The sequence below is a fragment of the Pontibacter sp. T17 genome (genome assembly GCF_057219875.1).
The window spans coordinates 370,337-396,448 of sequence record NZ_JBXVVW010000002.1 but is presented as its reverse complement, the minus strand read 5'-3'; the positions used below and the strand labels follow the sequence as shown (position 1 = coordinate 396,448).

General features: G+C 58.5%; 21 protein-coding genes. 12 read left to right on the top strand and 9 right to left on the bottom strand.

The window, feature by feature from the left end:
- Window positions 1-8: 8 nt before the first annotated feature.
- The gene (locus AC2D8O_RS09685; RefSeq protein ID WP_484678616.1) at window positions 9-2,102 is read right to left on the bottom strand and encodes an alpha-ketoacid dehydrogenase subunit alpha/beta; all 2,094 of its coding nucleotides are present in this window, start codon (window positions 2,100-2,102) and stop codon (window positions 9-11) included.
- Window positions 2,103-2,197: 95 nt separating this feature from the next.
- On the opposite strand from AC2D8O_RS09685, the gene AC2D8O_RS09680 reads away from it, so the two are divergent.
- From AC2D8O_RS09680 to AC2D8O_RS09645, 8 genes are all read left to right on the top strand, one after another.
- A complete protein-coding gene (locus AC2D8O_RS09680) occupies window positions 2,198-3,544 on the top strand; it encodes a hypothetical protein (protein ID WP_484678615.1) in 1,347 nt (448 codons plus the stop codon).
- A gap of 1 nt (window position 3,545) precedes the next feature.
- Window positions 3,546-4,208 carry a 3-hydroxyacyl-CoA dehydrogenase family protein gene (locus AC2D8O_RS09675; RefSeq protein WP_484678614.1) on the top strand — a complete coding sequence of 221 codons (663 nt, stop codon included), beginning with the start codon at window positions 3,546-3,548 and terminating at the stop codon, window positions 4,206-4,208.
- 171 nt (window positions 4,209-4,379) lie between these two features.
- Window positions 4,380-6,353, top strand: coding sequence for an ATP-dependent zinc metalloprotease FtsH (gene ftsH, locus AC2D8O_RS09670; RefSeq protein ID WP_484678613.1), 1,974 nt, complete (start codon window positions 4,380-4,382; stop codon window positions 6,351-6,353).
- Entirely contained in the window at window positions 6,350-7,144 is a 795-nt protein-coding gene (locus AC2D8O_RS09665) for a UDP-2,3-diacylglucosamine diphosphatase (RefSeq protein WP_484678612.1), read from the top strand. The genes ftsH and AC2D8O_RS09665 overlap by 4 nt, the downstream gene beginning before the upstream one ends.
- The gene (locus tag AC2D8O_RS09660; protein WP_484678611.1) at window positions 7,104-8,042 is read left to right on the top strand and encodes an NHL repeat-containing protein; all 939 of its coding nucleotides are present in this window, start codon (window positions 7,104-7,106) and stop codon (window positions 8,040-8,042) included. Before AC2D8O_RS09665 ends, AC2D8O_RS09660 begins: the two co-directional genes overlap by 41 nt.
- A 17-nt stretch (window positions 8,043-8,059) precedes the next feature.
- Window positions 8,060-9,142: a peptide chain release factor 1 gene (gene prfA, locus AC2D8O_RS09655; RefSeq protein ID WP_484678610.1), complete on the top strand. Its 1,083-nt coding sequence runs from the start codon at window positions 8,060-8,062 to the stop codon at window positions 9,140-9,142.
- A gap of 65 nt (window positions 9,143-9,207) precedes the next feature.
- Window positions 9,208-10,164: a thioredoxin-disulfide reductase gene (gene trxB / locus AC2D8O_RS09650; RefSeq protein ID WP_484678609.1), complete on the top strand. Its 957-nt coding sequence runs from the start codon at window positions 9,208-9,210 to the stop codon at window positions 10,162-10,164.
- 148 nt (window positions 10,165-10,312) lie between these two features.
- Complete coding sequence (locus AC2D8O_RS09645) at window positions 10,313-10,795, top strand: hypothetical protein (RefSeq protein WP_484678608.1); 483 nt, start codon at window positions 10,313-10,315, stop codon at window positions 10,793-10,795.
- A 70-nt stretch (window positions 10,796-10,865) separates the two neighbouring features.
- Here AC2D8O_RS09645 and lepA read toward each other — a convergent pair whose 3' ends face one another.
- Entirely contained in the window at window positions 10,866-12,659 is a 1,794-nt protein-coding gene (gene lepA / locus AC2D8O_RS09640; protein ID WP_484678607.1) for a translation elongation factor 4, read from the bottom strand.
- Window positions 12,660-12,872: 213 nt separating this feature from the next.
- Between lepA and AC2D8O_RS09635 the strand changes: the two genes are divergently transcribed.
- Together AC2D8O_RS09635 and lolA1 are read left to right on the top strand one after the other, a co-directional pair.
- Window positions 12,873-15,797, top strand: coding sequence for an FtsK/SpoIIIE family DNA translocase (locus AC2D8O_RS09635; RefSeq protein WP_484678606.1), 2,925 nt, complete (start codon window positions 12,873-12,875; stop codon window positions 15,795-15,797).
- An 83-nt stretch (window positions 15,798-15,880) separates the two neighbouring features.
- Entirely contained in the window at window positions 15,881-16,564 is a 684-nt protein-coding gene (gene lolA1, locus AC2D8O_RS09630; protein WP_484678605.1) for an outer membrane lipoprotein periplasmic chaperone LolA1, read from the top strand.
- A 112-nt stretch (window positions 16,565-16,676) separates the two neighbouring features.
- Here the strand turns inward: lolA1 and dnaA are convergent, their stop codons facing one another.
- The 4 genes from dnaA to AC2D8O_RS09610 all read right to left on the bottom strand — a co-directional run bounded on the left by dnaA (window position 16,677) and on the right by AC2D8O_RS09610 (window position 20,848).
- Entirely contained in the window at window positions 16,677-18,113 is a 1,437-nt protein-coding gene (dnaA, locus tag AC2D8O_RS09625) for a chromosomal replication initiator protein DnaA (RefSeq protein ID WP_484678604.1), read from the bottom strand.
- A 269-nt stretch (window positions 18,114-18,382) separates the two neighbouring features.
- Window positions 18,383-18,925 (bottom strand): DUF7935 family protein, encoded by a 543-nt coding sequence (locus tag AC2D8O_RS09620; protein WP_484678603.1) that lies wholly within the window; start codon window positions 18,923-18,925, stop codon window positions 18,383-18,385.
- Between the two features lie 33 nt (window positions 18,926-18,958).
- On the bottom strand, window positions 18,959-19,963 hold the full coding sequence (gene meaB, locus AC2D8O_RS09615) for a methylmalonyl Co-A mutase-associated GTPase MeaB (RefSeq protein WP_484678602.1): 1,005 nt from the start codon (window positions 19,961-19,963) through the stop codon (window positions 18,959-18,961).
- Window positions 19,964-19,966: 3 nt separating this feature from the next.
- A complete protein-coding gene (locus AC2D8O_RS09610) occupies window positions 19,967-20,848 on the bottom strand; it encodes a hypothetical protein (protein ID WP_484678601.1) in 882 nt (293 codons plus the stop codon).
- Window positions 20,849-20,996: 148 nt separating this feature from the next.
- On the opposite strand from AC2D8O_RS09610, the gene AC2D8O_RS09605 reads away from it, so the two are divergent.
- Window positions 20,997-22,376 (top strand): trypsin-like peptidase domain-containing protein, encoded by a 1,380-nt coding sequence (locus AC2D8O_RS09605; RefSeq protein WP_484678600.1) that lies wholly within the window; start codon window positions 20,997-20,999, stop codon window positions 22,374-22,376.
- Window positions 22,377-22,399: 23 nt separating this feature from the next.
- Window positions 22,400-22,885 (top strand): hypothetical protein, encoded by a 486-nt coding sequence (locus AC2D8O_RS09600; protein ID WP_484678599.1) that lies wholly within the window; start codon window positions 22,400-22,402, stop codon window positions 22,883-22,885.
- 79 nt (window positions 22,886-22,964) lie between these two features.
- Here AC2D8O_RS09600 and AC2D8O_RS09595 read toward each other — a convergent pair whose 3' ends face one another.
- The 3 genes from AC2D8O_RS09595 to AC2D8O_RS09585 form a co-directional block, all read right to left on the bottom strand.
- Window positions 22,965-24,275, bottom strand: a complete 1,311-nt coding sequence (locus AC2D8O_RS09595; protein ID WP_484678598.1) for an NAD(P)/FAD-dependent oxidoreductase — start codon at window positions 24,273-24,275, stop codon at window positions 22,965-22,967.
- Window positions 24,276-24,342: 67 nt separating this feature from the next.
- Window positions 24,343-25,086 (bottom strand): bacillithiol biosynthesis deacetylase BshB1, encoded by a 744-nt coding sequence (bshB1, locus tag AC2D8O_RS09590; protein ID WP_484678597.1) that lies wholly within the window; start codon window positions 25,084-25,086, stop codon window positions 24,343-24,345.
- On the bottom strand, window positions 25,086-26,066 hold the full coding sequence (locus AC2D8O_RS09585) for a PASTA domain-containing protein (RefSeq protein ID WP_484678596.1): 981 nt from the start codon (window positions 26,064-26,066) through the stop codon (window positions 25,086-25,088). The genes bshB1 and AC2D8O_RS09585 overlap by 1 nt, the downstream gene beginning before the upstream one ends.
- Window positions 26,067-26,112: the final 46 nt, after the last annotated feature.

The window sequence follows — 26,112 nt, the reverse complement described above, 5'->3', positions numbered from 1 at the left end:
AAGGTGGGTTAGTATCCAAGCAGGGCGACGAGAGCCTCCCGTACTTTCGCGGCACTGGGCAGGGCTTCCTGTTCCAGGCCGGTATTCAAAGGTATAGCAGGGATGCATTCGGCGCCAACAGCAGCGACGGGTGCGTCGAGGCTGCGGAAAAGTTTGCGACCAATGCGGCCAGCCAGCGCTTCGGCGAAAGAGTTGGGCAGGGGTTCTTCGGTGAGGACCATTGCCTTGCCGTGTCGCAGTACGGCTTCGGTGATGAGGTCCCAGTCGAGGGGCTCAAGGGTGCGGAGGTCAATGATTTCGACAGAGCCATCAAGCTCGGCGGCGGCATTCTTGGCCCAGTAGACCCCCATGCCCCAGGTGATGACGACACAGCTGTTGCCATTGTCCATCTGTTCCTGGCTGGCGGCTACCACCTGTCGGCCTTTGCCCAGCGGAATGATGTAGTCGGCATCAGGTTCGATGGTGCGGGCATCTTTGGTGCCAGGTACTTTGCTCCAGTACAGGCCCTTGTGCTCGAGCATCAGCACAGGATTGGGGTCGTGAAAGGCAGCTTTGAAAAGACCTTTGAAATCGGCGGCATTGCTGGGGTACACGACTTTGATGCCGCGTATGTTGAGCAGAACGCTCTCGACACTGCTGCTGTGGTAAGGGCCCCCGCTGCCGTAGGCCCCGATGGGCACCCGAATGACGCTCTGAACAGGCCATTTGCCGTTGCTGAGGTAGCAGGAGCGGCTGAGCTCTGTAAACAGCTGGTTGAGGCCGGGCCAGATATAGTCGGCAAACTGCACTTCGACAATGGGTTTACAGCCAACGGCTGACATGCCTGCCGTACTTCCGATGATGTAAGCTTCCTGAATGGGGGTGTTGAATACGCGACCGTCGCCATACTTTTTGGCCAGCGTGGCGGCTTCGCGGAACACGCCCCCGAGCCGGCCCCCTACGTCCTGGCCGTAGAGCAGGGCTTCCGGATACTGGGCCATGAGTTCGTCGACGGCGTGCAGGGCAGCATCCACCATCACCACCTCCTTGCCATCGGCAGGGGTGCGCTCGCCTTTTTCCTCAGTGACGGAGGTGGGGGCGAAAATATGGGTGGTGAGGTCTTCGGGGCGGGGATCTTCAGCAGCCTTGGCACGTTCGAAGTCGGCGCGGGCTTCGGCGCGGGCCTTCTCGTCTATCTCATTCAGGTAGGCTTCGTCGAGGCCCAGGGACAGGAGTTTGTCGCGGAGCAGGACGAAGGGGTCGCGCTTGGCGCTTTCGTCCAGGTCTTCCTGGGTGCGATACCACTCGCGGCGAACACCCGAAGTGTGGTGGCCCAGAAGCGGCACTGTGGCATGAATCAAGATAGGGCGGCGGGCAGTGCGAACGGTGTGCAGGGCATTGTGCAGGGTGCGATAGCAGGCGATGAAGTCGCTGCCGTCGACCGACACGGTTTCCAGTCCTTTGAAGCCTTTTGCATACTCCACGGCATCCATGGCGCGCATTTCGTCACCGCTGGCGCTGATGCCCCAGTAGTTGTCCTGTACAAGGTAAATGATGGGCAGGCGGTGCAGCACGGCCATCTGGAAGGCTTCCGCTACTTCGCCTTCGGTAATGGAGCCGTCGCCAAGAGAGCAGAGCACCACAGGGGGCTGGCCGTCAGTGGGCAGGCCCTGCTGCTCGCGGTACTTGAAGCCGTGGGCGGCGCCGGTTGCTGGGATGGCCTGCATGCCGGTGGCAGACGACTGGTGCGGAATCTTGGGAAGTTCGGGCCGGCGGAGGCTGGGGTGGCTGTAATAGGTGCGGCCCCCGGAGAAGGGGTCGTCGCGCTTGGCCAGCAGCTGAAGCATCAGCTCATAGGGAGTGAGGCCCATGCCCAGCAGCATGGACTCGTCGCGGTAGTAGGGATAGGCATAGTCCTGTGGCAGCAGCTGCATGCCAGCAGCCAGCTGAATGGCCTCATGGCCACGCGAGGTACTGTGGACATACTTGCAGATCTCGCGGTTCTCGTCGTAAATGCGTGCCATTTCGCCTGCCAGGCACATGAGGCGAAAGGCGGACAGCAACTGGTCGAGTTCCAGGCGGACGGGTGGGGTAGCCACCGGAGAGTCTACGATTGTTTGCATAACGAATGGGAGGTCCAAGTTAGGAACCTTTGTAGCGCCTTAGCAATTCCCGATACTGGCGTTTGCTTGGGTGCAACACTTACTTTTGTGGAAACATGGATCGGACGCCGCTTTTACTAACACCCACGCTGCTGGATGCGCTATTGATATGCCTGCTGGGTACGACAACCCTGTGGCTCTGCTGGCGAAAGTCCAATCTGCTGAATTATAGTTTTTTAGAGCGTGTTTTGTTGGTATTGGGCCTGGGGGCATTTCTCCTGGGGGGCATAACCCTGGGGGTTGTCAGCTGGCGGCAACTGCTGCCAACCGACGACAGCCTGAATTTTTATTGGGCCGCCCTGTATCTGAAACAACTGACGCTGGAAGGGCACGCGGATGCCTGGCGTATCTGGACGCTTGCACCCTGGGGAAGAACGCCTGAAGACCTGCTGGTGGCTCACCGACTGAACATGCTGGCTCTTGACTCGGTGTACCATGTTGCTTTTGTTAAGGTGCTGACGCTGCTGCTGCTGGCGCTTGGCAGCTCCTATTACGGGTCGGCGGTGGTGCTGGGCTGCCTGGGGTTCAGTGGCGTGTGGGCGCTGTACGATGCCTTCCGGACGGAGATGGAGGGTCGTAAGTGGCTGGCACTGTGCCTGCTGCTGGGGTTTCCGTCTGTATTTTTCTGGGGTGGCGGTGTAATGAAGGAACCCGTAATATTGGCCGGACTGGGCTGGGGCGTCTGGGCTGCTGTACAATGGCAGAAAGGCCGCAGGCTGGGTGTTCTGGGATGGAGTGGCGTGGCGGCGGCAGTGTTACTGGCGTTTACCATCAAGCCGTTTCTGATGCAGGCCTTGATTCTGGCACTGGCAGGTGTGTGGATGTTGGCCTATCTGTGGCAACGATGGCGCAGCCTGAAAACCTGGGGCTTGGTGCTGGCGCTGCTGGCAGGTGCTTTTCTGCTGATGCACCTGACATCTTACACGCCCGAGCGCATAGTAGGTGAAATGCGCTATTTCAAGATCGCGCTGGAAGCCAAAGGCGTGAGAGGCAACAGCTATTTTGACATTGGGTGGCATGCGCCCTATTCCCTGGTCGATGGGCTGCTACTGTTTCCTTGGGCCATGTTCACGGGACTATTCCGGCCATTTCTATGGGAAGTGGGGAATCTGGCGGGTAAGGCGATGGCGCTGGAAGCGGCCGTGCAACTGGGGGCAACCCTCTGGCTCTTATGGCGTGCCGATCTCCGCGGGATGCTGACACGCAAAACCATACCTTCATACTGGGCAGCAGGGTTTCTGCTGTTTGCGTTTGTTTCGGCAAGCTTTCTGGGCCTTACACTGATTAATTTCGGTACGCTGGTGCGCTACCGCATTGTACTTTTGCCATTCCTGTGGCTGGGACTGCTGCTGTTGCCACAGCGGCGCACCAACACCGATACAGCTCTCGATCTCTCCCGTTGATATGCCCATATATGTAATAGGTACGGCTGCCGAACGCGCCTGGCCCCTGCCTCAGGTATTGCTGGAAGCTGCCTGGATAGAGCCCTCGCGTCTGGATGACGCTGCTCCGGCAGATGCCAGCCTGATTGTAGACCTGACGCTGGACCGTCAGCCCACGGCCCGCCATCTGGAGCGCTACGCACCATTGGCAGGAGTGACAGTGCTGGTGTCGGCGCTGCGGCGGACCCTCAGCGAAATGGTGCATGAGGCAGGTGTACAGCCTCAGTGTCAGTTGTATGGTATTGCTGGTAACCCCTGGTTCCTGTCGCGTGACAGCTGGGAAGTATCGGCCTGGCGAGAGAAGGCCTCGGCCAATTTGCTGGAATCGCTGGGCAAGCAGGTGATTGTCGTGCCCGACCGCATCGGTATGGTAGCTCCCCGTGTCATCTGCCGCATCATCAACGAAGCCTACTTCCTGGTGGGCGAGGGCAATGCCGACGCCGAGGGCGTGGACCTGGCCATGAAACTGGGGGTGAACTACCCATTGGGACCGTTTGACTGGGCTGATAAAATTGGGTTGGATACCGTAGCTGCGGTATTGCAGGCATTGCAACGGGTGCGTGGTGCCGACGATTACCGGGTGGCGCCGCTGCTTGCCGAGCGGATGCAACAGGGCTCTGTCTGACGGTGTGTCAGGTGTTGACAGCTTTTTCGCTCCGCAGCTTCTTCTTTCCTGCCATAACGCCTCACATTTTCGTTAAGTTTGGGCTTGGAACGAAAGTGGCAGAGCGCTGTTACTTATAGCGTGAACCCGCCTGCACTTCACTCGGCAGGCAACTGAACCTCACTCAAAGAAATGTCCGACAACAACGGAAAACGCGACAAGCTGCCCGGAAGCCCGGGCAACCTGCTATGGGTATACGGCCTAGTACTTGTGGCGATACTCATCGCCATTATTACAGTAAGCCCCGGCAGCAGCAGCGGCAGCAGGGAGATTACGTCGTCCAAGCTGAACGAACTGATCGAGCGCAAGGTCGTCTCGAAAGTGGTTATCGTAAACCGCGAGATTGCAGAGATATATCTGACACCCGAAGCCAAGAAACTGGCCGAGTTCAAGGATAAGTCGAAGCCCGGATTCTGGGGCGGTGCGGATGTGGGCCCTGCCTTCACCTACCGTTTCGTTGACCTGGGTAATCTGGATACGGATCTTCGAAAAGCCAACATTCCACTCGAGGCAGAAGAGCGCCGCGACATCATTGGCGGTATTCTACAATTCCTGATTCCCATCGGTCTCATCCTGCTGGTGTGGCTCTTCCTGTTCCGCCGCATGGGTGGTGGGGTAGGTGGCTCGCAGATCTTCAACATCGGCAAAAGCAAGGCCTCGCTGTTCGACAAAGAGAACCGTGTACGCATCACCTTCAATGACGTAGCCGGTTTGGCCGAAGCCAAGCAGGAAGTAGTGGAGGTGGTAGACTTCTTGAAGAACCCGCAACGCTTCACCCGTCTGGGTGGCCATATTCCGAAGGGTGTGCTGCTGGTAGGCCCTCCCGGTACTGGTAAAACCCTTCTGGCCAAGGCTGTAGCAGGCGAGGCTCAGGTGCCTTTCTTCAGCCTCAGTGGCTCTGACTTCGTTGAGATGTTCGTAGGCGTGGGCGCAGCCCGTGTCCGCGACCTGTTCAAGCAGGCCAAGGAGAAAGCTCCCTGCATTATTTTCATCGACGAAATTGACGCCATCGGTCGCAGCCGTGGCCGTGCCAACATGACCGGCGGCAACGACGAGCGCGAGAATACGCTGAACCAGCTGCTGGTGGAAATGGACGGCTTCAACACCGACAGCGGTGTGATTCTGATGGCTGCCACCAACCGCCCCGATGTGCTGGATAACGCCCTGCTGCGTCCCGGCCGCTTTGACCGCCAGATAGCAGTAGACCGCCCCGACCTGAAGGAGCGCGAGGAAATCTTCCGCGTGCACCTGCAGAAAATCGTGAAGTCGCCCGACCTCGATATCAAGAAGCTGGCTACCCAGACGCCCGGTTTCGTAGGCGCCGACATCATGAACGTCTGCAACGAGGCGGCCCTCATTGCTGCCCGCCACAACAAGAATGCGGTGGACATGCAGGATTTCCAGGACGCCATCGACCGAGTGATAGGCGGTCTGGAGAAGAAGAACAAAATCATCAGCCCCGATGAGAAGCGGATCATCGCCTACCATGAGGCAGGCCATGCCGTTGCAGGCTGGTTCCTGGAGCACGCTGATCCGCTGGTGAAGGTGAGCATCGTTCCTCGCGGCGTGGCAGCACTTGGGTATGCCCAGTACCTGCCCAAGGAGAACTACATCAACCGCTACGAAGACATGCTTGACCGCATGTGCATGATGCTGGGTGGCCGTGTGGCTGAAGACATCGTGTTTGGCAAAATCAGCACCGGTGCCCTCAGCGACCTCGAACGCATTACGAAAGTGGCCTACAGCATCGTAACGGTGTATGGCATGAACGAGCGAATCGGTAACGTATCGTTCTATGACTCGCAGGCCGAAGTAGCCTTTACCAAGCCTTACTCCGAAAAGACCGCTGAAGCTATTGATGAAGAGGTGCGCCTTCTTATCGCTAACTGCTACGAGCGCACCAAGCAACTGCTGAATGCCAAGCGTGACCTGATGGAGTCGCTGGCACAAGAGTTGCTGAAGCGTGAAGTGATATTCCAGGACGACCTGGCGCGTATTCTGGGGCCCCGGCCGTTTGAAACCAAAGGCGAGGAACACCAGAACGGCGCAGCTGCTACGTCTGAGTCTGCACCCACCGCTGATACGGCTGGTACTGTATATCCGTGATACAGATTGGCGATTTACCTATCCTGACACAGGGCCGGCCCACCGGCCCTGTGTTCGTTGCATCCGACCTGCACCTGGGCGTGCCCGATCACGCCAGCAGCCTGGCGCGGGAGAAGCACTTTGTTCAGTGGTTGAAACAGGCGCGCGACGAGGCGTCGGAGATCATTCTGCTCGGCGATGTATTCGACTTCTGGTTCGAGTATCGGCGGGCGGTGCCGAAGTACCACACCCGTCTGCTGGGGGCGTTGGCTGAGACAGTGGACGGCGGGGTGCCTATTCAGTTCTTCATCGGCAACCATGATCTGTGGGCTCGCGACTACTTTCCGCAGGAACTGGGCATACCAGTTCACCGTACCCCCATGCGCCGCGAGTGGTTTGGCCGGAAGTATTTTCTGGCGCATGGCGATGGCCTGGGCCCCGGCGACCACATGTTCAAGTTTACGCGGAAGATCTTCGTCAACCCGTTCTTCAACTGGTGTTTCCGCGTCACACACCCCGACGTCGGTCTGTTTCTGGGGCAGTATTTTAGTGGGCGCAGCGCGGCCAAAAGCCGGGCGCACGACGAGATTGACTATGGCCCCAAAGAGCGGCTGTTGCAGTTTGTGCAGGACTTTGTGCAACACGATGCCAGCTACCAGCACTTTGTCTTTGGTCATCGGCATTTGGTGAAGCGGGTGCCTGTGGGTCCCACGGAACTGATCTGTATCGGCGACTGGATCAGCAAGTTCTCCTACCTTCGGATTGATGCCAATGGCCCAGCAATTGAGTACTATCCTCCGAAAGGCGCTTGAGTGCCTGTTGGGAGGCCTGTGTCTGCTGGGTGTAGCAGAGGCGCAGACGCTGGATACCCTGCAACCCACAGCGGTGATTGCAGTATCTGGCGGCAGCCGGCTGGATGCCGATGAAGAGGGTAACCTGGTGGTGACTGACTGGAGCAACCATCGCCTGTATCGGTTTCTGCGGGCCTACCGCTATGACAGCGTGCAGAAAGTAGGGGGCTTTGGCCTCACAGGTGAGGGGCTCTTTCACCCGGGTAAGGTGCAGTATCTTAACCGCCAGGAACTGTATCTGCACGACGAGGGCAACCGACGGCTGGTGCTGCTGACTACGACCCTTCGGTTCCTCCGCGAGATTGATTTTGACACGCAGCCCATCAGTCCGGCCACATCGGGGGCCGGGGCTTCAGATGCACTGTATCTCAACCCCATCAGTTTTGCGCTGGCCCCCAGTGGCGAGCTGTACGTGCTGAACCAGGAAGATGCCACCGTGTACCGCTTCGACGTTTTCGGCCGCTACGAACTTTCGTTCGGTGGCAAAGACTATGGCATGGGGCGGCTGGTTAAGCCCAATGACATATACGTATCTGCCCAGCGGGAGGTCTGGGTATCAGACTCAGCAAACCAGAGCCTGAAGTGTTTCGACGCCTTCGGTACATATCAGTTCAGCCTTTCGGCCAGCCGTCTGCCCGAAGCGTTCCGGCGGGTGGTTGGGGGGCTGCCAGGCGGCGGCCTGCTGTTGCTGAGCCGGTCAGGAGTGTGGGTGTGGCGAATGGGCAAACTGACCCAACTGCCATTAGCCGCCTCCATGGGCGGGGTGCTGCCTGCCGTTCGCGATGCCGTACTACAGGCCGGTACTCTGTATCTCCTCACCGAAAACGCCGTACTTTTGTACACCATAGCCCAGCCTTAACGCGTTAGCCAGTAGCCATGCTTGAAAAACTGTCAGAAATAGAAGCCCGATACCAAGAAGTAGGTGACCTGCTGGGTTCGCCAGAAGTGGTGTCGGATATGGACCAGGTAAAGACGCTGAGCAAGCAGTACAAAGAGCTTGGCACAATTGTAGAGGCTGGTCGGGAGTACATCCGTGCGCTCTCGAACCTTGAGAATGCCCGCGAGCTGCTGGAAACCGAGACCGACGAAGACCTCCGCGAAATGGCGAAAGAGGAAATCGGTCTGCTGGAGCCCAAGGTAGAAGAACTGGAAATGAAGGTGAAGCGCCTGCTGATCCCCAAGGACCCGAACGACGACAAGAACGTCATTCTGGAAATCCGGTCGGGGACGGGTGGCGATGAGGCTGCGCTCTTTGCTGGCGACCTCTTCAATATGTATCGTCGTTTCTGCGAAATGCAGGGCTGGAAGTTTGAGGTTACCGACTTTCATGAAGGCACGCAGGGGGGCTACCGCGATGTCACCATCAGCGTGAGTGGCGATGGCGCCTATGGCCGCCTGAAGTTCGAGAGCGGTGTGCACCGTGTGCAGCGTGTGCCCGACACCGAAACCCAGGGCCGTGTGCACACCAGCGCCGCCACCGTGGCCGTGCTGCCCGAAGTGGAAGACGTGGAGGTGGAGCTGAAGGAAGCCGACATCCGCAAGGATACCTTCTGCGCCAGCGGCAACGGCGGCCAGAGTGTGAACACCACCTACAGCGCCGTGCGCCTGACCCACCTGCCTACCGGCATCGTGGTGTCCATGCAGAACGAGCGCTCGCAGATCAAGAACTACGACCTGGCCCTGAAAGTACTGAAGGCCCGTATCTACGATATGGAGATGCAGAAGCGCGATGCTGAGATGTCACAGATGCGGAAATCGATGGTATCGACTGGCGACCGCAGCGCGAAAATCCGGACGTACAACTTCCCGCAGAGCCGGGTAACAGACCACCGTATCGGCCTCACGGTCTACAACCTGCCGACCGTTCTGCAGGGCAACCTGGACGAGTTCATTGAGGCATTGCAACTGGAGGAAAACGCCAATCGCCTGGCGGAAAGCGCCACCCGGGTGGCTTCCTGAGGCTTTCTCCACCGAATTATTTCGTAAACGCCGCTGTTTAGCTGATACGATACTCTTTTCACAAGATGAACGCACCCGAACATATTGAATGCCTGATTATTGGCAGTGGCCCTGCGGGCTATACCGCGGCCATTTATGCAGCCCGTGCAGGCCTCAAGCCCGTAATGTATGCCGGTATGCAGCCCGGCGGGCAGCTTACCCTCACCAGCGACGTAGAGAACTTCCCCGGCTATAAGGACGGCATCATGGGCCCCCAGATGATGGAAGACTTCCGTCATCAGGCTGCCCGCTTCGGCACCGACATCCGCTACGATGTAGTGGAGAAAGTAGACCTTACTGCCAGCCCCAAGCGCCTTTGGGTTAGTGGGGGCAAGGAACTCACCGCCGATGCCGTGATTATCTCGACGGGTGCCAGCGCCAAGTGGCTGGGTCTGGAAAGCGAGAAGCGCCTGTATGGTGCCGGTGTCAGCGCCTGCGCCGTATGCGATGGTTTCTTCTTCCGTGGCAAGGACGTAGTGGTAGTAGGTGGTGGTGACACTGCCGCTGAAGAAGCGCACTACCTGTCGAAAATGGCCAAGAATGTGCATCTGCTGGTGCGCCGCGACGAACTCCGCGCCAGCAAGATTATGCAGCAGCGTATCCTCAACACACCCAATATCACCGTACACTGGAACACCGAGACCGTGGACGTACTGGGCGACCAGTTTGTGGAGAAGGTGCGCGTGAAGAATAACAAGACCGGTGAAGTACAAGACCTGGAGGTACAGGGCTTCTTTGTAGCTATTGGCCACCAGCCCAACACAGGCATTTTTGCAGGGCAGTTGGACATGGACGAGTCGGGCTACCTGATTACTCACGGCAAGACCGCCCAGACCAATATCCCAGGTGTGTTTGCGGCCGGCGACGTACAGGATCACATTTACCGCCAGGCAGTAACTGCTGCGGGCAGTGGCTGTATGGCCGCACTGGACGCCGAGCGCTGGCTCGCCGATGTGAAGGACGCTGCCATGGCTCACGCTTGAGCACTGTATACCTACCTGTAAGAATTGCCAACGCCCTGCAACTGCGGGGCGTTGCTATTTGTAGAAACAGTAGCGGCTTTTGGGCGGTTTTGGTCCGTCTTTTGCCGAACTTGAACACACTAAGACTAACCCACTATTGGTTCTAGCAATGAAAAACCTGAAATCTCTGCTTCTCTCACTCAGTTTGAGCGTTGTTGCACTGGGCCTCCACGCAAATGACAATGCCGGTGTAGCGGCCACCAACAGTAAAACGGGCGCTGGCGATCTCACCACGACGCCTGCTCTGGCCCCTGCAGCACCTGTCAGCGCACCCATTGTGGCTAAGCCTGCGGTAAGCGCCCCGGCTGTTGCTCCCAAAGCTGAAGCCCCCGTTACCACTGCCGCCACCGCCGAAGAGGCGCCTGCCACTACCGCTGGCACCGCTACGGTAGCCAAGAAGGCAGAGAAGAAGGCTGGCTTCTTCAAGCGTATGGCAACCAAGATGAAGCGTGTTGCCATGAGTACCTTCCTGCTGGTAGGCCTCATCCTGTTCGGGGGTGGTCTTATCGTGGCTCTGTTCGCCAGTGGTTCAGTAGGTGCCCTGCTCATGCTGGCGGGCCTTGTGTTCGTGGTGCTCCACTTCATCCAGTAAACTGGACACTGTATAGAGAAACGGCCCGCACTGCGGGCCGTTTTCATTTCAGGAGCTACACAAAACAGGCTTAGCCATCAAGCTTCAGCACGGCCATGAAGGCACTCTGGGGCACTTCCACGTTGCCTACCTGGCGCATACGCTTCTTGCCCTTCTTCTGCTTCTCCAGCAGTTTGCGCTTGCGGCTGATGTCGCCACCGTAACACTTGGCGGTCACGTCTTTGCGCAGGGCCGAAATGGTTTCGCGGGAAATGATCTTGGCACCGATGGCGGCCTGAATGGCGATAACGAACTGCTGCTTGGGAATCAGCTCCTTCAGTTTTTCGCACAGCTTGCGGCCCCAGGCATAGGCTTTGTCGCGGTGAATGACAGCCGAGAGCGCATCCACGGGGTCGCCGTTGAGGAGGATGTCCATCTTCACAAGGGTGGACTCGCGGAAGCCGATGAGCTCGTAGTCGAGCGAGGCGTAGCCCTTGGAGATGGACTTCAGACGGTCGTAGAAATCGAACACCACTTCTGAGAGCGGCAGTTCGAAGGTAATCTCCACACGCTCGGGCGTGAGGAAGTGCTGGTTCTTGAACACCCCGCGCTTGTCTACGCACAGCGACATGATGGGGCCAATGAACTCGCTCTTGGTGATGATCTGTGCCTTGATGAAGGGCTCTTCCAGATAGTCGGTCTTGGCGGGGTCGGGCATGTCCGACGGGTTGTTCACGATCTGCAGCGTGCCGTCAGACAGGTAGGCCTTGTACTGTACGTTGGGCACGGTGGTGATGACCGTCATGTCGAACTCACGCTCCAGACGCTCCTGTACAATTTCCATGTGGAGCATGCCCAGGAAACCCACGCGGAAGCCGAAGCCCAGCGCCAGCGAGGTTTCAGGCTCGAATACCAGCGAGGCGTCGTTCAGCTTGAGCTTTTCCAGCGCCGAGCGCAGGTCTTCAAACTCGTCGGTGTCAACGGGGTAAACCCCCGCGAACACCATCGGCTTCACTTCCTTGAAGCCCTGGATGGCTTCGGCGGCAGGCGTTTCAAGGGCAGTGATGGTGTCGCCCACCTTCACGTCCTTTACCTCCTTGATGCCGGTAATGAGATAGCCTACGTCGCCGCAGGAGACCACATCGCGGGGTTCTTTGTTCAGGCGCAGAATGCCGATTTCGTCGGCATGGTAGGTGGAGCCTGTGGCCATGAACTTCAGGGCCTGCCCCTTGTGTATGCTGCCATCATATACCCGGAAGTAGGTGATGGTGCCGCGGAAGGAGTTGAAGACCGAGTCGAAGATGAGAGCCTTGAGGGGCGCATTGGGGTTGCCGCGGGGGTGCGACACGCGCTTCACAATGGCTTCGAGGATGTCGGGCACGCCGATGCCTTCCTTGGCGCTGGCCAGGATGACGTCTTCGGGGTCGCAGCCGAGCAGCGACACCACTTCGTCGCGGATAAGCTCGACGTTGGCACCAGGCAGGTCAATTTTGTTGAGGACCGGGATGATGGTCAGGTTGTTCTCCAGCGCCAGGTACAGGTTGGCAATGGTTTGCGCCTGAATGCCCTGGGCGGCATCTACCACCAGCAGTGCACCTTCGCAGGCGGCAATGGCGCGCGATACTTCGTAGGAGAAGTCTACGTGTCCGGGGGTATCGATGAGGTTAAGGGTGTATTTCTTTCCATCATTGGCCTTGTAATCCATTTGGATGGCGTGGCTCTTGATGGTGATACCCTTTTCCCTTTCCAGGTCCATGTCGTCGAGTACCTGGGCCATCATTTCGCGCTGCGAGATGGTTTTGGTTTCTTCCAGCAGACGGTCGGCCAGGGTAGACTTACCGTGGTCGATGTGGGCGATGATACAGAAGTTGCGAATGTGCTCCATTGTGGGGCGGGTCGGGGCAATGTGCCCCCGACAAACTGAAGTGCGAAATTCGCTAAAAACTGCGGATAATCAGCGGGGTTCCGTGATTTGGATGCTTTCCACACGAGAGAAGTATGGTACCACAGGCGGGTGGATTGTTCCGGGGCATTTTCGGAAAGGGATGGCGATGCATGGCAGTAGCTTGCAGGTGGCGGATTCCGTCCGTCGAGTAGTATGCCTGTACAGACCCCGCAGACTCCCGTGCGAGAAAACCGCCCCCGGCCCAGTGGCGGCAGCATGCCTCCTGTGGCCGAAGAGCCTGTCCGTCCTCGGGGCAATGCGCCCAAGCAGCGTGGCCAGAATATCCCACCGCCCCCGGCGGCAGAGGAAACCCCTGCGCCGGAACCCAAACCCAGTTTCTGGGACCGTATAGACCCTGACAAGTACCGCCGTCTGCGTCGGGTTACAGGGCTGTTCCTGATGATCTTCAGCCTGTTCCTCATGGTGTCGCTGGTGGCGCACTTTTTCGCTGGGAAGGAAGATCAGTCGGTAGTGGAATTTGGGCCAGTACCTGCTCCTTCTGCCGATACGGCAGCTCAAAACTCGGGTGGATCAGTGGGAGCCTGGGTATCGCACGTACTGATTACACAGGGCTACGGCTTTGTGGCGCTGTTTTTGCCACCGTTTCTGTTTCTGCTGGGCTATGCCGTTATGGAGTGGCGCATCTGGCCGGTGGTGCGTAAACTGTTTGTATATGAAGTGTTTGGCTTGCATTGGGTGAGCTTCGCTTTTGGGTTCATCACGGCCGTGTTCGAACTCGCTTCGCCCGACTGGGGTGGGGGCGTGGGCCTGAGTCTCACCGAATGGACTGCAACATACATTGGCCTGCCGGGTGTGGCGCTGGTGTTGTTATTCAGTCTGTTGGCGTTTGCCGTGGCCCGGTTCAATGCCGAGCTGCCGTTTTTTGGCGTGGTGGAAGAGTTTGCCGCACCAGGGGGCGATGGGCTGAAAGGTGCTTTTGCCCGCCTGTGGAAGCGCGGGACTGGCCAACAGGTGGACGACACTCCCGACAGCCAGCAGGAACCTGACGAGACCGCATCTGCCACAGAAAACAGCGTCGCCATGCCTGGCGATGTGCTGCATACTGAAGTAGTGCGGCCTGAAGACCTGCCGCCGTTCCCGGCTGCAACTGACGAAGAAGAGGACGAACTGGCAGGCGGGTTCATTCTGTCGGTGCGGAAGGTACAGGAACCCACGATGACGCCAGCTACTGGTGACGCCGTGTTGCCGCCTGTGTGGGAGCAGGAGGCGGAAGAAGATGAGACGCTCATCCCACAGGCCGAGCGCAAGACAGATATCGGCTTACGCCCCGAGGCTGAACCCGAAGCAACAGTTATAGGCGAGTCCGAAGACGCCTGGGACAATCCGTTGGACGAGGTTGAACGAATTGAGTTTGTGATAGAAGCGCCGAAGGCAGAGCCGCAGATTGTCCCACCCACTTCGCCAGAGCTGCAGCCATTCCCTATAGCCAGCAGCGACAACCTGACGCAGGTGGCGCCCGCTACATTTGAGAAAATCATTCGGCCGGAAGACCTGCCTGTGCTGGGTGCTGGCGACACTGTGGAGGAGGAGTGGGAAGCCTATGATCCCACGCGCGATCTGCGCCATTACCGTTACCCTACACTGGACCTGCTGAAGCCCTACGACACGGCAGGGGCCGAGGTGAACCGTGCCGAACTGGAGGCCAACAAAAGCCGCATCATCCGCACGCTCCAGAACTACAATATTGAAATCACGAGCATCAAGGCCACGATTGGCCCGACGGTGACGCTGTACGAGATTGTGCCTGCGCCGGGCGTGCGCATCAGCAAAATCAAGGGGCTGGAAGACGACATTGCGCTGAGCCTGGCGGCGTTGGGCATACGTATCATTGCGCCGATGCCGGGCAAAGGCACCATTGGTATTGAGATACCGAACAGCAAGCCCGAGACGGTAGGCTTCCGGTCGCTGGTGGCGACGGAGAAGTTCCGCGACACACAGGCGGCGCTGCCCATCGCCATCGGCAAAACCATCAGCAACGAGGTGTTCATTGCCGACCTGGCCAAAATGCCCCACCTGCTGGTGGCGGGTTCCACTGGCCAGGGCAAGAGCGTAGGCCTCAACTGCATCATTGCCAGCCTGCTGTACAAGAAGCACCCGTCGCAGGTAAAGTTTGTGCTCATCGACCCTAAGAAGGTGGAGATGACGCTGTACAACGCACTGCGCAAGCACTTCCTGGCCAAGCTGCCCAACTACGAGGACGCCATCATCACCGACAACAAGCAGGCCGTACAGGTGCTGACGAGCCTGTGTATCGAGATGGACAACCGGTATGAACTGCTGAAAGAAGCGGGCGTGCGGAACATCGTAGAGTACAACGAGAAGTTTGTGGCCCGGAAGTTGAATCCGCGCAAAGGCCACAAGTACCTGCCCTATCTGGTGCTGGTAGTGGACGAACTGGCCGACCTGATGATGACGGCGGGCAAGGAAGTGGAGGCACCTATCATCCGCCTGGCGCAGCTGGGCCGTGCGGCTGGCCTTCATCTCATTATTGCCACACAGCGCCCATCGGTGAATGTCATCACGGGCATTATCAAGGCCAACTTCCCGGCACGCCTGTCGTATCGTGTAATCTCGAAAATAGATTCCCGCACCATTCTGGACACCAACGGGGCCGAGCAATTGATAGGTCGTGGCGACCTGCTGCTGTCTACCGGCACAGAGCTCATCCGCATTCAGAATGCCTTTGTGGACACACCGGAGATTGAGCAGCTGGTGATGTTCATCGCCAACCAGACAGGCTATCCGGAGCCCTATCTGTTGCCGGAGGTGGTCACTGACGAGAGCGACAATGGCCATGACGACGCACTTGAATCGGGCGAAATGGATCCGCTGTTTGAGGAATCGGCGCGGCTGATGGTACGAACACAGCAGGGCAGTACCTCATTGATTCAGCGTAAGCTAAGCATCGGGTACAACCGTGCCGGCCGTATCATGGACCAACTGGAGCGTGCGGGTATCTGTGGCCCGGCCAGTGGCTCAAAGCCCCGAGATGTACTGGTGTATGACGAAGCTGCCCTGGAGCAGGTGTTGATGGCGTTGAAAAGAGACCCGTCTTAATTAAACCTTTGTCCGGGTACTACGTCCTATCTTTGCAAACGTTATAGCAAACGGGGCGCTATGCTCCTGTCAACCAGCAAACAATGAAGTACTCTTTTCTTCTGCTCGCAGGTCTGCTGACCTTCTCTGTCGCAGATGTGGTAGCCCAAGCTGACCGTTATGTGGCTCAGACCGACGCTAGCGATCCACAGGCCGAACGTGTGCTGAAGTCGGCCAAGCTGAAGATGAACAGCCTGTCGGATTTCACGGCCAAGTTCCGCTATTCATTGGAGAACCGTGCCGCCGCCAAGACCAAGACGGTGGTGAAGCAGGGCAATCTGCAGTTCAAAGGCGGGAACAAGTACCGCGTAGACTTCACCGACCAACTGCTGGTGTGCGATGGTCGCACCGTCTGGAACTATCTGAAGGCCGAAAAGGAAGTGAATCTCACTGCCTATGACCCGCAGGAAGGCTTCAGCTTCGACCGCATCTTCCGTCTGTATCAAGACGACATGAAGGCGCAGTACAACGCCCGCGAAACCGTCGATGGCGTTCAGGTTGAGAAAGTTACCCTGTTTCCCAAGAAGAAGAGTTCCGATTACTTCAAGGTGGAGATGTGGGTGGACGTGCGCCGTGGCATTCCGGTGAAGATGAAGGTATGGGGCCGCAATGGCTCGAACACGACCTATGAACTGTCGGATGTACGCACTAACTCGAACCTCGGCGATGGCACCTTTACATTCAACGCCTCGCAATACCCTGATGTACAGGTAGTAGACATGCGTTGAGCCAGCAGCACCGGATACATGAAAAGGCAGCCTATGGCTGCCTTTTCTGCTGTACTACCCGGCCCTGGGGTTTTTCGGTGTTTCTGCAGGGCCTGCCAGTTGGTGCTTGCGATCAGCTGTTGTTCAGCTGGATTTTCTTCTTGATGTCGTCGACGTAGCGGCGAAACTCCTTGTCCGTGCTCATGAGGTCGTCCACGGTATGGAGCGCGTGGATGACAGTACTGTGGTCGCGGCCGCCAAAGTGCAGCCCGATGGTCTTGAGGCTGGACTTGGTGTAGTGCTTGGCGAAGTACATGGAGATTTGCCGCGCCTGTACAATCTCGCGCTTGCGGGTCTTCTCCTTCAGCTTCTCTACGGGCAGGCGGAAGTAGTCGGCGACGATCTTCTGAATGCTGTCGATGCTGATTTCGCGGTTGGCGTTCTTGACGAAGTTGCGGACGATGGTTTGCGCCAGCTCCATGTCAATCTCCTTGCGGTTGAAGGAGCTTTGAGCCAGAATGGAGATGAGCGCGCCTTCGAGTTCGCGAATGTTGGACGTGATGTTCTGGGCGATGTACTCGACGACGTCCTGGGCAATGTCGATGCCCTCGAGGTACATCTTGTTGCGTAGGATGGCGATGCGGGTTTCGAGGTCGGGTGCCTGAAGGTCGGCACTGAGGCCCCACTTGAAGCGGGAGAGCAGGCGCTCTTCCATGCCCTTGAGCTCGTTGGGGGGGCAGTCGCTGGTGAGAATCAGCTGGCGGTCGGACTGGTGGAGGTGGTTGAAGACATGGAAGAAGATGTCCTGCGTGCGCTCCTTGCCCGCAAAGAACTGCACGTCGTCTACGATGAGCACGTCCACCAGTTGGTAGAAGGCGATGAAGTCGGAGACGGAGTTGTTCTTGATGGAGTCGACAAACTGGTTGGTGAACTTCTCGCTGCTGACGTAGAGGACCACTTTGTTGGGGTGGTTCTTCTTTACCTCATTGCCTATGGCCTGTGCCAGGTGGGTTTTACCCAGGCCTACGCCGCCGTACAGCAGCAGCGGATTGAAGGCAGTCTGGCCGGGGCGGGTGGCCACAGCCATGCCTGCGGTGCGCGCCAGGCGGTTGCATTCGCCTTCGATGAAGTTCTCGAAGGTGTAGAAGGCATTGAGCTGGGGGTTGATGCTGACCTTCTTGAGGCCGGGGATGACGAACGGGTTGGGGATGCTTTTCCCGGTGTTCAGGGGCAGGTTTACCGGCGGATTGGTGCTGCGGTAGTCGCTGTTCATGGTGGGCATGGACACAGTGACTTTCTGCTCCTGGTTGGGGCTGTTCTCCATGATGACGGAGTACTCCAGCTTGGCATCGGGCCCAAGGAAGTGGCGGATGGTGCGGCGGAGCAGGCTCACGTAGTGCTCCTCGATCCACTCGTAGAAGAACTGACTGGGAACCTGTATGGTCAGTACGTTTTTATCGAGCCGCAGTGGCTTGATTGGCTCAAACCATGTGCGGAAACTCTGGACATTGATATTGTCCCGAATCACCTGCAGGCATTTGTGCCAAACCTCTACGTGCCCTTCTGCCATAGTTTCCTCTCTCTGTTCTCAGTGTATGTGGATAAGGTTGCGGGAGGTCAAAAGTGTGGAAAGCCGCGCAAAGAAAAAAATTGGTTTTGTCTTTCTTTTGCCTATAATCTTAGACGAGGCTATTTCAGTAACACTTTGTAAATCAGCAAATTGAATCAGGCATGCTTTGAAAATGAGTTCAACGTGGCAGTTTTGGCGCCACAAGTCCTGCGGAAAGCATGTTGATACAGAAGATGTTGAAAACCGGGGTGTGGATTGCTCGGATGGGGTCAAATCTGGCCCAGCAAAAGGCGCGCCATGTCGGCGCGGAGGGCAGATTTGGCCCGTTCAATCGGGTTTTCCTCCGCTTCTTTCAGGTGGCGGAGCAGCGCCTGCGCCAGCACAACACCTGAATCTTTTTCATTGAGGCCAGTGGAAGCATCGGCCAGGGCTTGCAACATGTGGTCGCGCGCGGTGGTGACAAGTGCCCAACTGGTTTCGGTAACGTACAATTGCTGTACGGCGTTGTGGTCGTATTCGGTTTTGATTTCTTCGGCTAAAGTGGCCTTGAGCGCTGCGACAGGGCGACCAGAGGGGTCCTGACGCAGGAGCAGGTTTTCGGGCTGCAAGCGCGTGAGGTAGAGCATAGCGCGTTCATACGCCTGAATGCGCAAAGGGATGACGGCGCCAAAGGCCCGGGTTCGGAGGTCGCGAGCGGCTTCGCGGCGGTCGCGGGCAACGTCACTGCGGAAGACCAGCGTTGCAGTGGCAATGCAGAGCAGCGCAGGTATGGTGCCGAGCAGAACGATGGTGAGGGTGTCAGACCAGTTCATGGAGGAGAAGCCCCAAAAAATGGGGCAATAAAGTTACGACGGAAAGGCGTCGGTTGGGGCGAATTGACGAAGAAGAGCGAGGGCTGCCTGGGTTGGGCTGGTGCTGCCCTCTGCTACAGCCTCTTCCTGCTGGTGCAGGGCCTGTGCTACGCCTGGCCTCTTGAAGAACTGGCGGAGGAGGTAGGTCTCGAGGGTGTCGCGGAACCAGCGGCGCTGCTGTGTCTGGCGGTTGCGGCTGTGCCAGCCATTGGCGGTGGTGTCGGTGCGATGCTGGCGAATGGTGCTCCACACTTTGTCGAGGCCGGTGTTCTCCAGGGCTGAGGTGGTGAGTACTACTGGCTTCCAGCCAGAATCGGTGGGCGGGAAGAGCGAGAGCGCGCCGGTGTATTCGGTCTGGGCACGCCGGGCGGGCGTGAGGTTGGCACCGTCGGCTTTGGTGATGACGATGGCGTCAGCCATTTCCATGATGCCGCGTTTGATGCCCTGCAGTTCATCGCCGGCACCGGCCAGCATGAGGAGCAGGAAGAAGTCTGTCATGTCGCGAACGGCGGTTTCGCTTTGGCCTACGCCTACTGTTTCGACAAGCACGACCTGATAGCCAGCGGCTTCGCAGAGCAGGATGGACTCGCGTGTGGCGCGGTTGACCCCACCGAGGGCACCGCCGGATGGGCTGGGGCGGATGAAGGCGTTGGGATGGCGCGAGAGCTCGTTCATGCGGGTCTTGTCGCCAAGGATGCTGCCGCCGGTGCGCTCAGAGGTGGGGTCAATGGCCAGAACGGCTACCCGCAGTCCCTGGTTTGCCAGCATCAGGCCAAAGGCCTCGATGAAGGTGCTTTTGCCCACGCCGGGCGAGCCGGTGATTCCGATGCGGATGGCGCGGCCTGTATGGGGCAGCAGATGCTGAAGGATCTGCTGGGTCAGCTCCAGATCGTCCATGCGGCTGCTCTCAGCCAATGTGATGGCTTGGCTGAGCAGGGCCAACTGACCTTCCAGAATGCCATTGGCGTAGGCATTGGCAGACAGGCGTGGGCGTGGCATGGCTCAGGGGCGGTTGTCGTTGGGTTGCGGCTGACCGCCGTGTGGGGTAAGGGTGTTGCCTCCTGGCCGTCGCTGAAACTGTCGTGAAGGCTGGGGCGGCCCCCACCATGGGTCGTCTTCCAGCTTTACCTGTCCATTGCGCAGCTTGATGGCATACTGAATGCTCTCGAGTACCGGAAACACCACTACAAATGCAGAAGCCACCAGTAATGCGGGGCCATTGGCTACCTGACCAAAAGTGCGGGCACTGCCGTAGTAAAAGAGGCCAAATAGCAGGCCTTTGAGGAACCCGCCGGCATCGGCTTTCCAGAGGCGGCTACGGCGGACTTTGCGCAGGGAATCAACTTTGGGCTCGGCGCTGTGGCTTTCTTCTGCATCCCAGAAAGTGACACTGGCGGCACCAATGGCGGCCACCCGTGCTACGATTTCGGCTCCGGACAGGGTATTGTCATTGGCAGCGAGATGGGCTCCTGCTCCGGCCTGGTTCAGTAGGGCCAGGAGTTGGGGCAGCGGCAGATCGTCGGGCAGGGCAAAAAGATGCAGCAGCTGTTGGCGCTGTGCGTAAGAGAGCGGCAGGTGCTGTAACTGTGTGATAAGGCTGCCCGGGGTATCAAGCGAGGCAGCAAACTTGAGGTAATCGGATAGCACCGCTGGCGCGAGGGTCGGTTTGCCGGGCAAAGCTGTATGGGCCCACTCGGCCACTGGGGTTGCGAGCTGCGTGGGCACAGTAGCGGCCTGCCACTGGGTACGCAGGGCTGCGAGGGCCTGGTTGTGAGCTTCGGCCGCCATTAGCGGTGACAGCCTTTGTGCGCGCAGGTGAGGCATATTGGCCACCAGCAGTGCAAGAAGGGACAGCGCCCGGAAGAGTATTGACGTGGTGTGCATATTATTGCACCTGCAATTACGTTTGAAACCTGACGTTACCCAAACAAACCTGTTCACGCGAGACAAGATTATGATGGGCACGCAAGTGAAACGGCTGGCCGTAGTGCTGGCAATCGGTTTTTTCGGTGGAATATTAGGGCACCTGACTATGAACTGGCTACAGCCTGGGGTAGTACCTGAAGATGGGTACCCATCCGCGGGCTTTGCGGCCCGTCTGACGGGCAACAGCGACCAGGGAATGGCTGCAGCTGTAGGCGCACCGGGTGAATTTGCCGATGCCGCCGCCGCCGGAACGCAGTCGGTGGTGTTCATACAAACGGTGAGCAATGCGCAGCAAAGGAGCGATGACGACTTCTGGTCGCTGTGGGATTTCTTCGGCAATCGGGGACCTATTTCCAGCGCAGGTTCCGGCGTTATTCTGTCGGAAGACGGCTACATTGTAACGAACAACCACGTAGTGCAGAATGCCGACAAGATTGAAGTGTCGCTGACGGACAAGCGGACCTTTCCTGCGACGCTGGTGGGCACAGACCCTAACACGGACTTGGCCGTGCTGAAGATTGACGCCCGCAACCTGAAGTCCATTCCGCTGGCCAACAGCGACGGCGTGCGTATCGGCGACTGGGTGCTGGCCATCGGTAACCCGTTCAACCTGCAATACACCGTTACGGCGGGCATCGTGAGCGCCAAAGGCCGGAACATCAACATACTGAACAGTCAGTTCCCGATTGAGTCGTTCATCCAGACCGATGCAGCCATCAACCCCGGCAACTCGGGAGGTGCGCTGGTAAACCTGAATGGCGAATTGATTGGCATAAATGCCGCAATTGCCACACGGACAGGTGCTTACAACGGATACGGATTTGCCATTCCTGCCAACATCGTGCGCAAAGTGGTGGCCGATCTTAAGGAGTTTGGCCAGGTGCAGCGGGCCTTTCTGGGCGCCGAAGTGGTGGACATTGACAGCCGCACGGCTGGCAGCCAGAACCCCGCCGACCTACAGGGTGTAATGATTTCTGCGATAGCCGAGGATGGCCCGGCCAAAGATGCTGGCCTGAAGAAAGGTGATGTGATTCTGGAAATCGGTGGTGTGAAGGTGAATACGAAATCGGAGTATCTGGAGCACCTGAGCTATTACCGTCCCGGCGACAAAGTAGTGCTGAAAGTGAAGAAAGATGGGCAAGTAATTGCGCCCTCTCTGCTGTTGGAGAACGAAGAGGGCACTACGTCTCCGCTGCGGAAGAAGGTGGTGAGTTTTGAGACACTGGGTGCTGACATTTCATCGCTGTCGAAGGCCGAGAAGCAGCGCTACCGCGTACAGGGAGGCTACCGGATCTCGAACATCCGTAGCGGCCGACTGGCTCGCATTGGCATACCAGAGGGCTTCATTATCCTGAGTATGAACGACTATGTGCCGGAGACGGTGGAAGAGCTGGCCAAGCTGCTGGAAAGCGCACGTGGCCGCATCATCATCGAGGGCCTGAGCAGCAACGGCCAACGCCAATACCTGCAATACTATTCGAACTGACCTGAACCGAACCGAAAACTGACATGCAAAAACTACTTGGCACCCTTTTTCTGCTGGGTTTGCCACTGCTGATGCTGGCACAGGGCACTGCAACTGCCACTCCCAAACCTGCTGCCGACAGCACCCAACTGCTGCGCTCGCCCCAGGGCGAAGTGCGTGGCCGCTACAATCTGCCCCAACTGGTAGGGGTGTACATGGACGACCTGGGCAAGTGCAAACTGGAGCTGTTTGCCAACGGCCAGGGCGCCATTACCTATCTGAAAGGCGGCAAGCCCACTACTACGCAGCATGTGCGCTGGGGCGTGCGGCTGGGGGCAGATGGGGCGCTGGCTATGTTCCGTGATGAAGAGGGGCTGGACACCTACGAGGTAGTGATGGAGCACCTTTCTGGTGAGCGGCTGTTCAACACGCTGAGCCTGAACTTTTCGCCCGACCTGACCACCAAAGCGGGCCTGCCGTATCTGGTGGAGTATACCCGCGAGTGGATGCTGGCCAAGCAGACCAAGTAAGGGACGACTTTCCACCTACTGAAAAGGGCTGCCAGTGGCAGCCCTTTCTGGTTGTTATGCAGCTGATAACCAGCCCCGATCAGCTGATGGGGGTAGACTGGCGTTCCTGCTGCACCTGTACCTGCGCGGCCTCAGTGCCAGGGATACGGCGCTTGCGGTAGATGAGGCGTGCGCCGGGACGGAACGTGACGTAGAACCACAGCCATTCGACCATGACGCGCAGGCGGTTGCGGAAGTTGATGAGGAAGAAGATGTGTACCACTGCCCACATCATCCAGGCTACAAAGCCCGTGAGCTTGATTTTGCCCACCTGCACTACGGCGCTGGCACGGCCAATGGTAGCCATAGTGCCTTTGTCGAAGTAGGAGAAAGGTTTGCGCTGGCTGCGGGCCGCATTGTGGCGTATGACGGACGCGAGATAGCGGCCCTGCTGCATGGCTACGGGCGCGATGCCGGGCAGGGGTTTGCTGTGGCTGTCGAGGGCATGGGCGGCATCGCCGATGACAAACACATCGGCGTCGTCGGGGAGGGCCAGGTCGGGTGCCACCATGACGCGCCCGGTGCGGTCCTGTGGGGCGCCGAGCTGGCCGAGGAGCGGGGAGGCCTGGTTGCCTGCTGCCCAGATGACATTGGTAGTGGGGTAGGTGACGCCGCCAGCCACAATTTCGGTAGCGGAGATGCGCTCGACGCGGGTATTGAGCCGCACTTGAATGCCCATCTTCTCGAGGTCGCGGAGGGCCGCTTCTCGCAGGGCTGGGTCGAATCCTGCGAGGACACCGTCGCCGCCTTCGATGAGGATGATGGAGATTTCGTCGGGGCCGAAGTTGCGGAAATCGCCGCGGAGGGTGTAGGTGACGAGTTCGGCCAGGGCCCCTGCTACTTCCACGCCGGTGGGGCCGCCGCCTACCACCACGAAGGTGAGCAGAGGTTTGCGCTCTTCAGGCAGGCGGAGCTGACTGGCGCGCTCGAAGGTCATGAACAGGCGCTCGCGGATACGGAGGGCGTCGGTGAGTTCTTTGAGACCGGGCGCATTGCGCTGCCAGTCGTCGTTGCCGTAGTAGGTGGGGGCATTGCCGACGGCCACCACAAGTTGGTCGTAGTGGAGGTGTTCGCCAGAGTCCAGGGCAATACGTTTGCGGCTGCGGTCAATTTCCGTGACTTCGGCCAGCTTGATATCGACATTGAGCTGATTCTGGAGCACATAGCGCAGAGGCGTTGCGATATCGCCTGGCGACAGCGCCCCAATGGCTACCTGATACAGCAGGGGCTGGAAGAGGTGGTGGTTGGAGCGGTCGATCAGGGTAATGTTGACCGGGGCTTTCGCCAGAGACTGCACGAGGGTGAGGCCGCCGAATCCGCCGCCTATCACCACAACGTTTTTCTTTTGCATGGCGCTACAGAATCGAAATGATTGCAATCATAACGATTCTTGCTTGCGAAAAATGCAGCAGAACGGGTTATTTTTTGCTGGCGAACTGCTGCACCAGGTCGTTGACGGGGACAGCGTCGGGCAGGATGAAGCCTTCGCCATAATGGGCGCCTATCATGTGGCCCATGGTGCGGGCGCGGGCCCGGAGATACTCGAGGTACTCGGCGCCGGAGATATGGGTACGGGGCTCGCTGTCGTTGTTGGCGTTCTCCTGATAGAACTGTGTGCGGTAAGCCAGCACGGCTTCCATCTTCCGCTCGAACCAGGGGGTGACGTCTACCACCACATTGGGTTTGAGGTGGCGGTCCTGAATGCCGAAGAGCACCTTGGCGGGGCGGTGTTCGGCCTGTGGCTGGCCGCTGTCGGTGGTTTCGATTTTGCGCAGGCCCGAAAGGAAGCAGGCATCGTTGATGAGCTGTGAGCCGCGTCCATGGTCGGGGTGGCGGTCTTCGGGGGCATTGGCGAGTACGATGCTGGGCCTGTAGCGACGGAGTGCCTGAATGAGTATCAACTGGAACTCGCGGGTATTCTGGAAGAAGCCATCGGGCATGCCGAGGTTTTCGCGGACGTCCAGTTGCAGGATGCGGGTGGCTTCGGCCGACTCAGCACGGCGGGTTTCGGCGGTGCCGCGGGTGCCCAGTTCGCCCTGCGTGAGGTCGATGATGCCGATGGTATAGCCCAGTGACTTCATCCGCATGAGGGTGCCACCGGCGAAGAGCTCGGCGTCGTCAGGGTGGGTGGCGATGGCCAGTACGTCTATCTGCGGGTGCATTAGTTGTCCGAGTCGGGGCGATCGGCTACGTTTTCGGTTACTTCTTCGGTAGACCCAGTTACGAACAGGTCAATAGAAGAACCCTGGGTCACCTGCGATTCGGCGCCAGGCGATTGCTTGAACACAATTCCCTTGCCTTTATGTTCACTGCTGTTGCCTGTTTTTACCTGCCCAATGCGCAGGCCCAAACTGGAGAGCTGGGCAGTGGCTTCGCCAAGAGAGAGTCCTTCGAGGTTGGGAAGTGTGACGACTTCGCTGGCGCCACGGCCGCCACGGCTGACGTCGAGGTCGATGGCAGAGCCAACCTGTATGGGGTCGCCCGTCTTGATGTCCTTGCCATTGAATTTTGCAGCAAGTACCAGGTCGGGTGCGTCGCCGGCGCGGTAGCCGATGCGCCCTACCCGAAGGCCCCAGGTTTCAAGCATGTAGCGTGCCTGCTGGATGTTGACATCCAGAATGTCGGGCATTTTGGTGGTAGGGGGCGTCAGTTTGTTGACGGTGAGGTAGATGGTGCGGCCGGGCTTTACTTTTTCGAGCACCTGGGGTGTCTGGGAAATGACGATGCCGGGCTTCTGGCTGGCAACGTACTGCGAGTCGATGACTTCCAGGCTGAGATCGGCAAGAGCGAGCTTCTCTTCAGCCTGTGTGACGGTGAGGCCAGTTACTTCAGGAACGGTGACCTCGCTGCCGTGGCGGGTGTAGATGGGCAGGATAAGGAAGAGAATCAGTGCCAGTACAGTGAGACCTGCAAGAACGACCGAGGTCATCATCGTCCAGAACTCGCGGCTGCGGAGATACTCTCTGGTGGTGGCCGGGGGGCTGGTGGTTTCGTCAGCAGGGCGTGTGACAGTGGGGAGGGGGTCGGGCGAAGGAGCCGCAGGCTTTGGCTCAGGAGCTTTGGGCGTCTCAGGAGTAGGCTGCTGGGCGGGCCAGTAATCGCCAGGGCCTTTTGCCGGGGTATTCTCGTTGTCCGAGGTCATGACGGGTAGAGTGGGTGCGTGCGCAAATCTACTTCTTTTCAGGGGG

What these genes read in the sequence shown, in the direction of transcription:
- AC2D8O_RS09685 (WP_484678616.1), bottom strand. Translation starts at nt 2,102, where the DNA reads ATGCAAACAATCGTAGACTCTCCGGTGGCTACCCCACCCGTCCGCCTG.
- AC2D8O_RS09680 (WP_484678615.1), top strand. Translation starts at nt 2,198, where the DNA reads ATGGATCGGACGCCGCTTTTACTAACACCCACGCTGCTGGATGCGCTA.
- AC2D8O_RS09675 (WP_484678614.1), top strand. Translation starts at nt 3,546, where the DNA reads ATGCCCATATATGTAATAGGTACGGCTGCCGAACGCGCCTGGCCCCTG.
- ftsH (WP_484678613.1), top strand. Translation starts at nt 4,380, where the DNA reads ATGTCCGACAACAACGGAAAACGCGACAAGCTGCCCGGAAGCCCGGGC.
- AC2D8O_RS09660 (WP_484678611.1), top strand. Translation starts at nt 7,104, where the DNA reads ATGGCCCAGCAATTGAGTACTATCCTCCGAAAGGCGCTTGAGTGCCTG.
- prfA (WP_484678610.1), top strand. Translation starts at nt 8,060, where the DNA reads ATGCTTGAAAAACTGTCAGAAATAGAAGCCCGATACCAAGAAGTAGGT.
- trxB (WP_484678609.1), top strand. Translation starts at nt 9,208, where the DNA reads ATGAACGCACCCGAACATATTGAATGCCTGATTATTGGCAGTGGCCCT.
- AC2D8O_RS09645 (WP_484678608.1), top strand. Translation starts at nt 10,313, where the DNA reads ATGAAAAACCTGAAATCTCTGCTTCTCTCACTCAGTTTGAGCGTTGTT.
- lepA (WP_484678607.1), bottom strand. Translation starts at nt 12,659, where the DNA reads ATGGAGCACATTCGCAACTTCTGTATCATCGCCCACATCGACCACGGT.
- AC2D8O_RS09635 (WP_484678606.1), top strand. Translation starts at nt 12,873, where the DNA reads ATGCCTGTACAGACCCCGCAGACTCCCGTGCGAGAAAACCGCCCCCGG.
- lolA1 (WP_484678605.1), top strand. Translation starts at nt 15,881, where the DNA reads ATGAAGTACTCTTTTCTTCTGCTCGCAGGTCTGCTGACCTTCTCTGTC.
- dnaA (WP_484678604.1), bottom strand. Translation starts at nt 18,113, where the DNA reads ATGGCAGAAGGGCACGTAGAGGTTTGGCACAAATGCCTGCAGGTGATT.
- AC2D8O_RS09620 (WP_484678603.1), bottom strand. Translation starts at nt 18,925, where the DNA reads ATGAACTGGTCTGACACCCTCACCATCGTTCTGCTCGGCACCATACCT.
- meaB (WP_484678602.1), bottom strand. Translation starts at nt 19,963, where the DNA reads ATGCCACGCCCACGCCTGTCTGCCAATGCCTACGCCAATGGCATTCTG.
- AC2D8O_RS09610 (WP_484678601.1), bottom strand. Translation starts at nt 20,848, where the DNA reads ATGCACACCACGTCAATACTCTTCCGGGCGCTGTCCCTTCTTGCACTG.
- AC2D8O_RS09605 (WP_484678600.1), top strand. Translation starts at nt 20,997, where the DNA reads ATGAACTGGCTACAGCCTGGGGTAGTACCTGAAGATGGGTACCCATCC.
- AC2D8O_RS09600 (WP_484678599.1), top strand. Translation starts at nt 22,400, where the DNA reads ATGCAAAAACTACTTGGCACCCTTTTTCTGCTGGGTTTGCCACTGCTG.
- AC2D8O_RS09595 (WP_484678598.1), bottom strand. Translation starts at nt 24,275, where the DNA reads ATGCAAAAGAAAAACGTTGTGGTGATAGGCGGCGGATTCGGCGGCCTC.
- bshB1 (WP_484678597.1), bottom strand. Translation starts at nt 25,086, where the DNA reads ATGCACCCGCAGATAGACGTACTGGCCATCGCCACCCACCCTGACGAC.
- AC2D8O_RS09585 (WP_484678596.1), bottom strand. Translation starts at nt 26,066, where the DNA reads ATGACCTCGGACAACGAGAATACCCCGGCAAAAGGCCCTGGCGATTAC.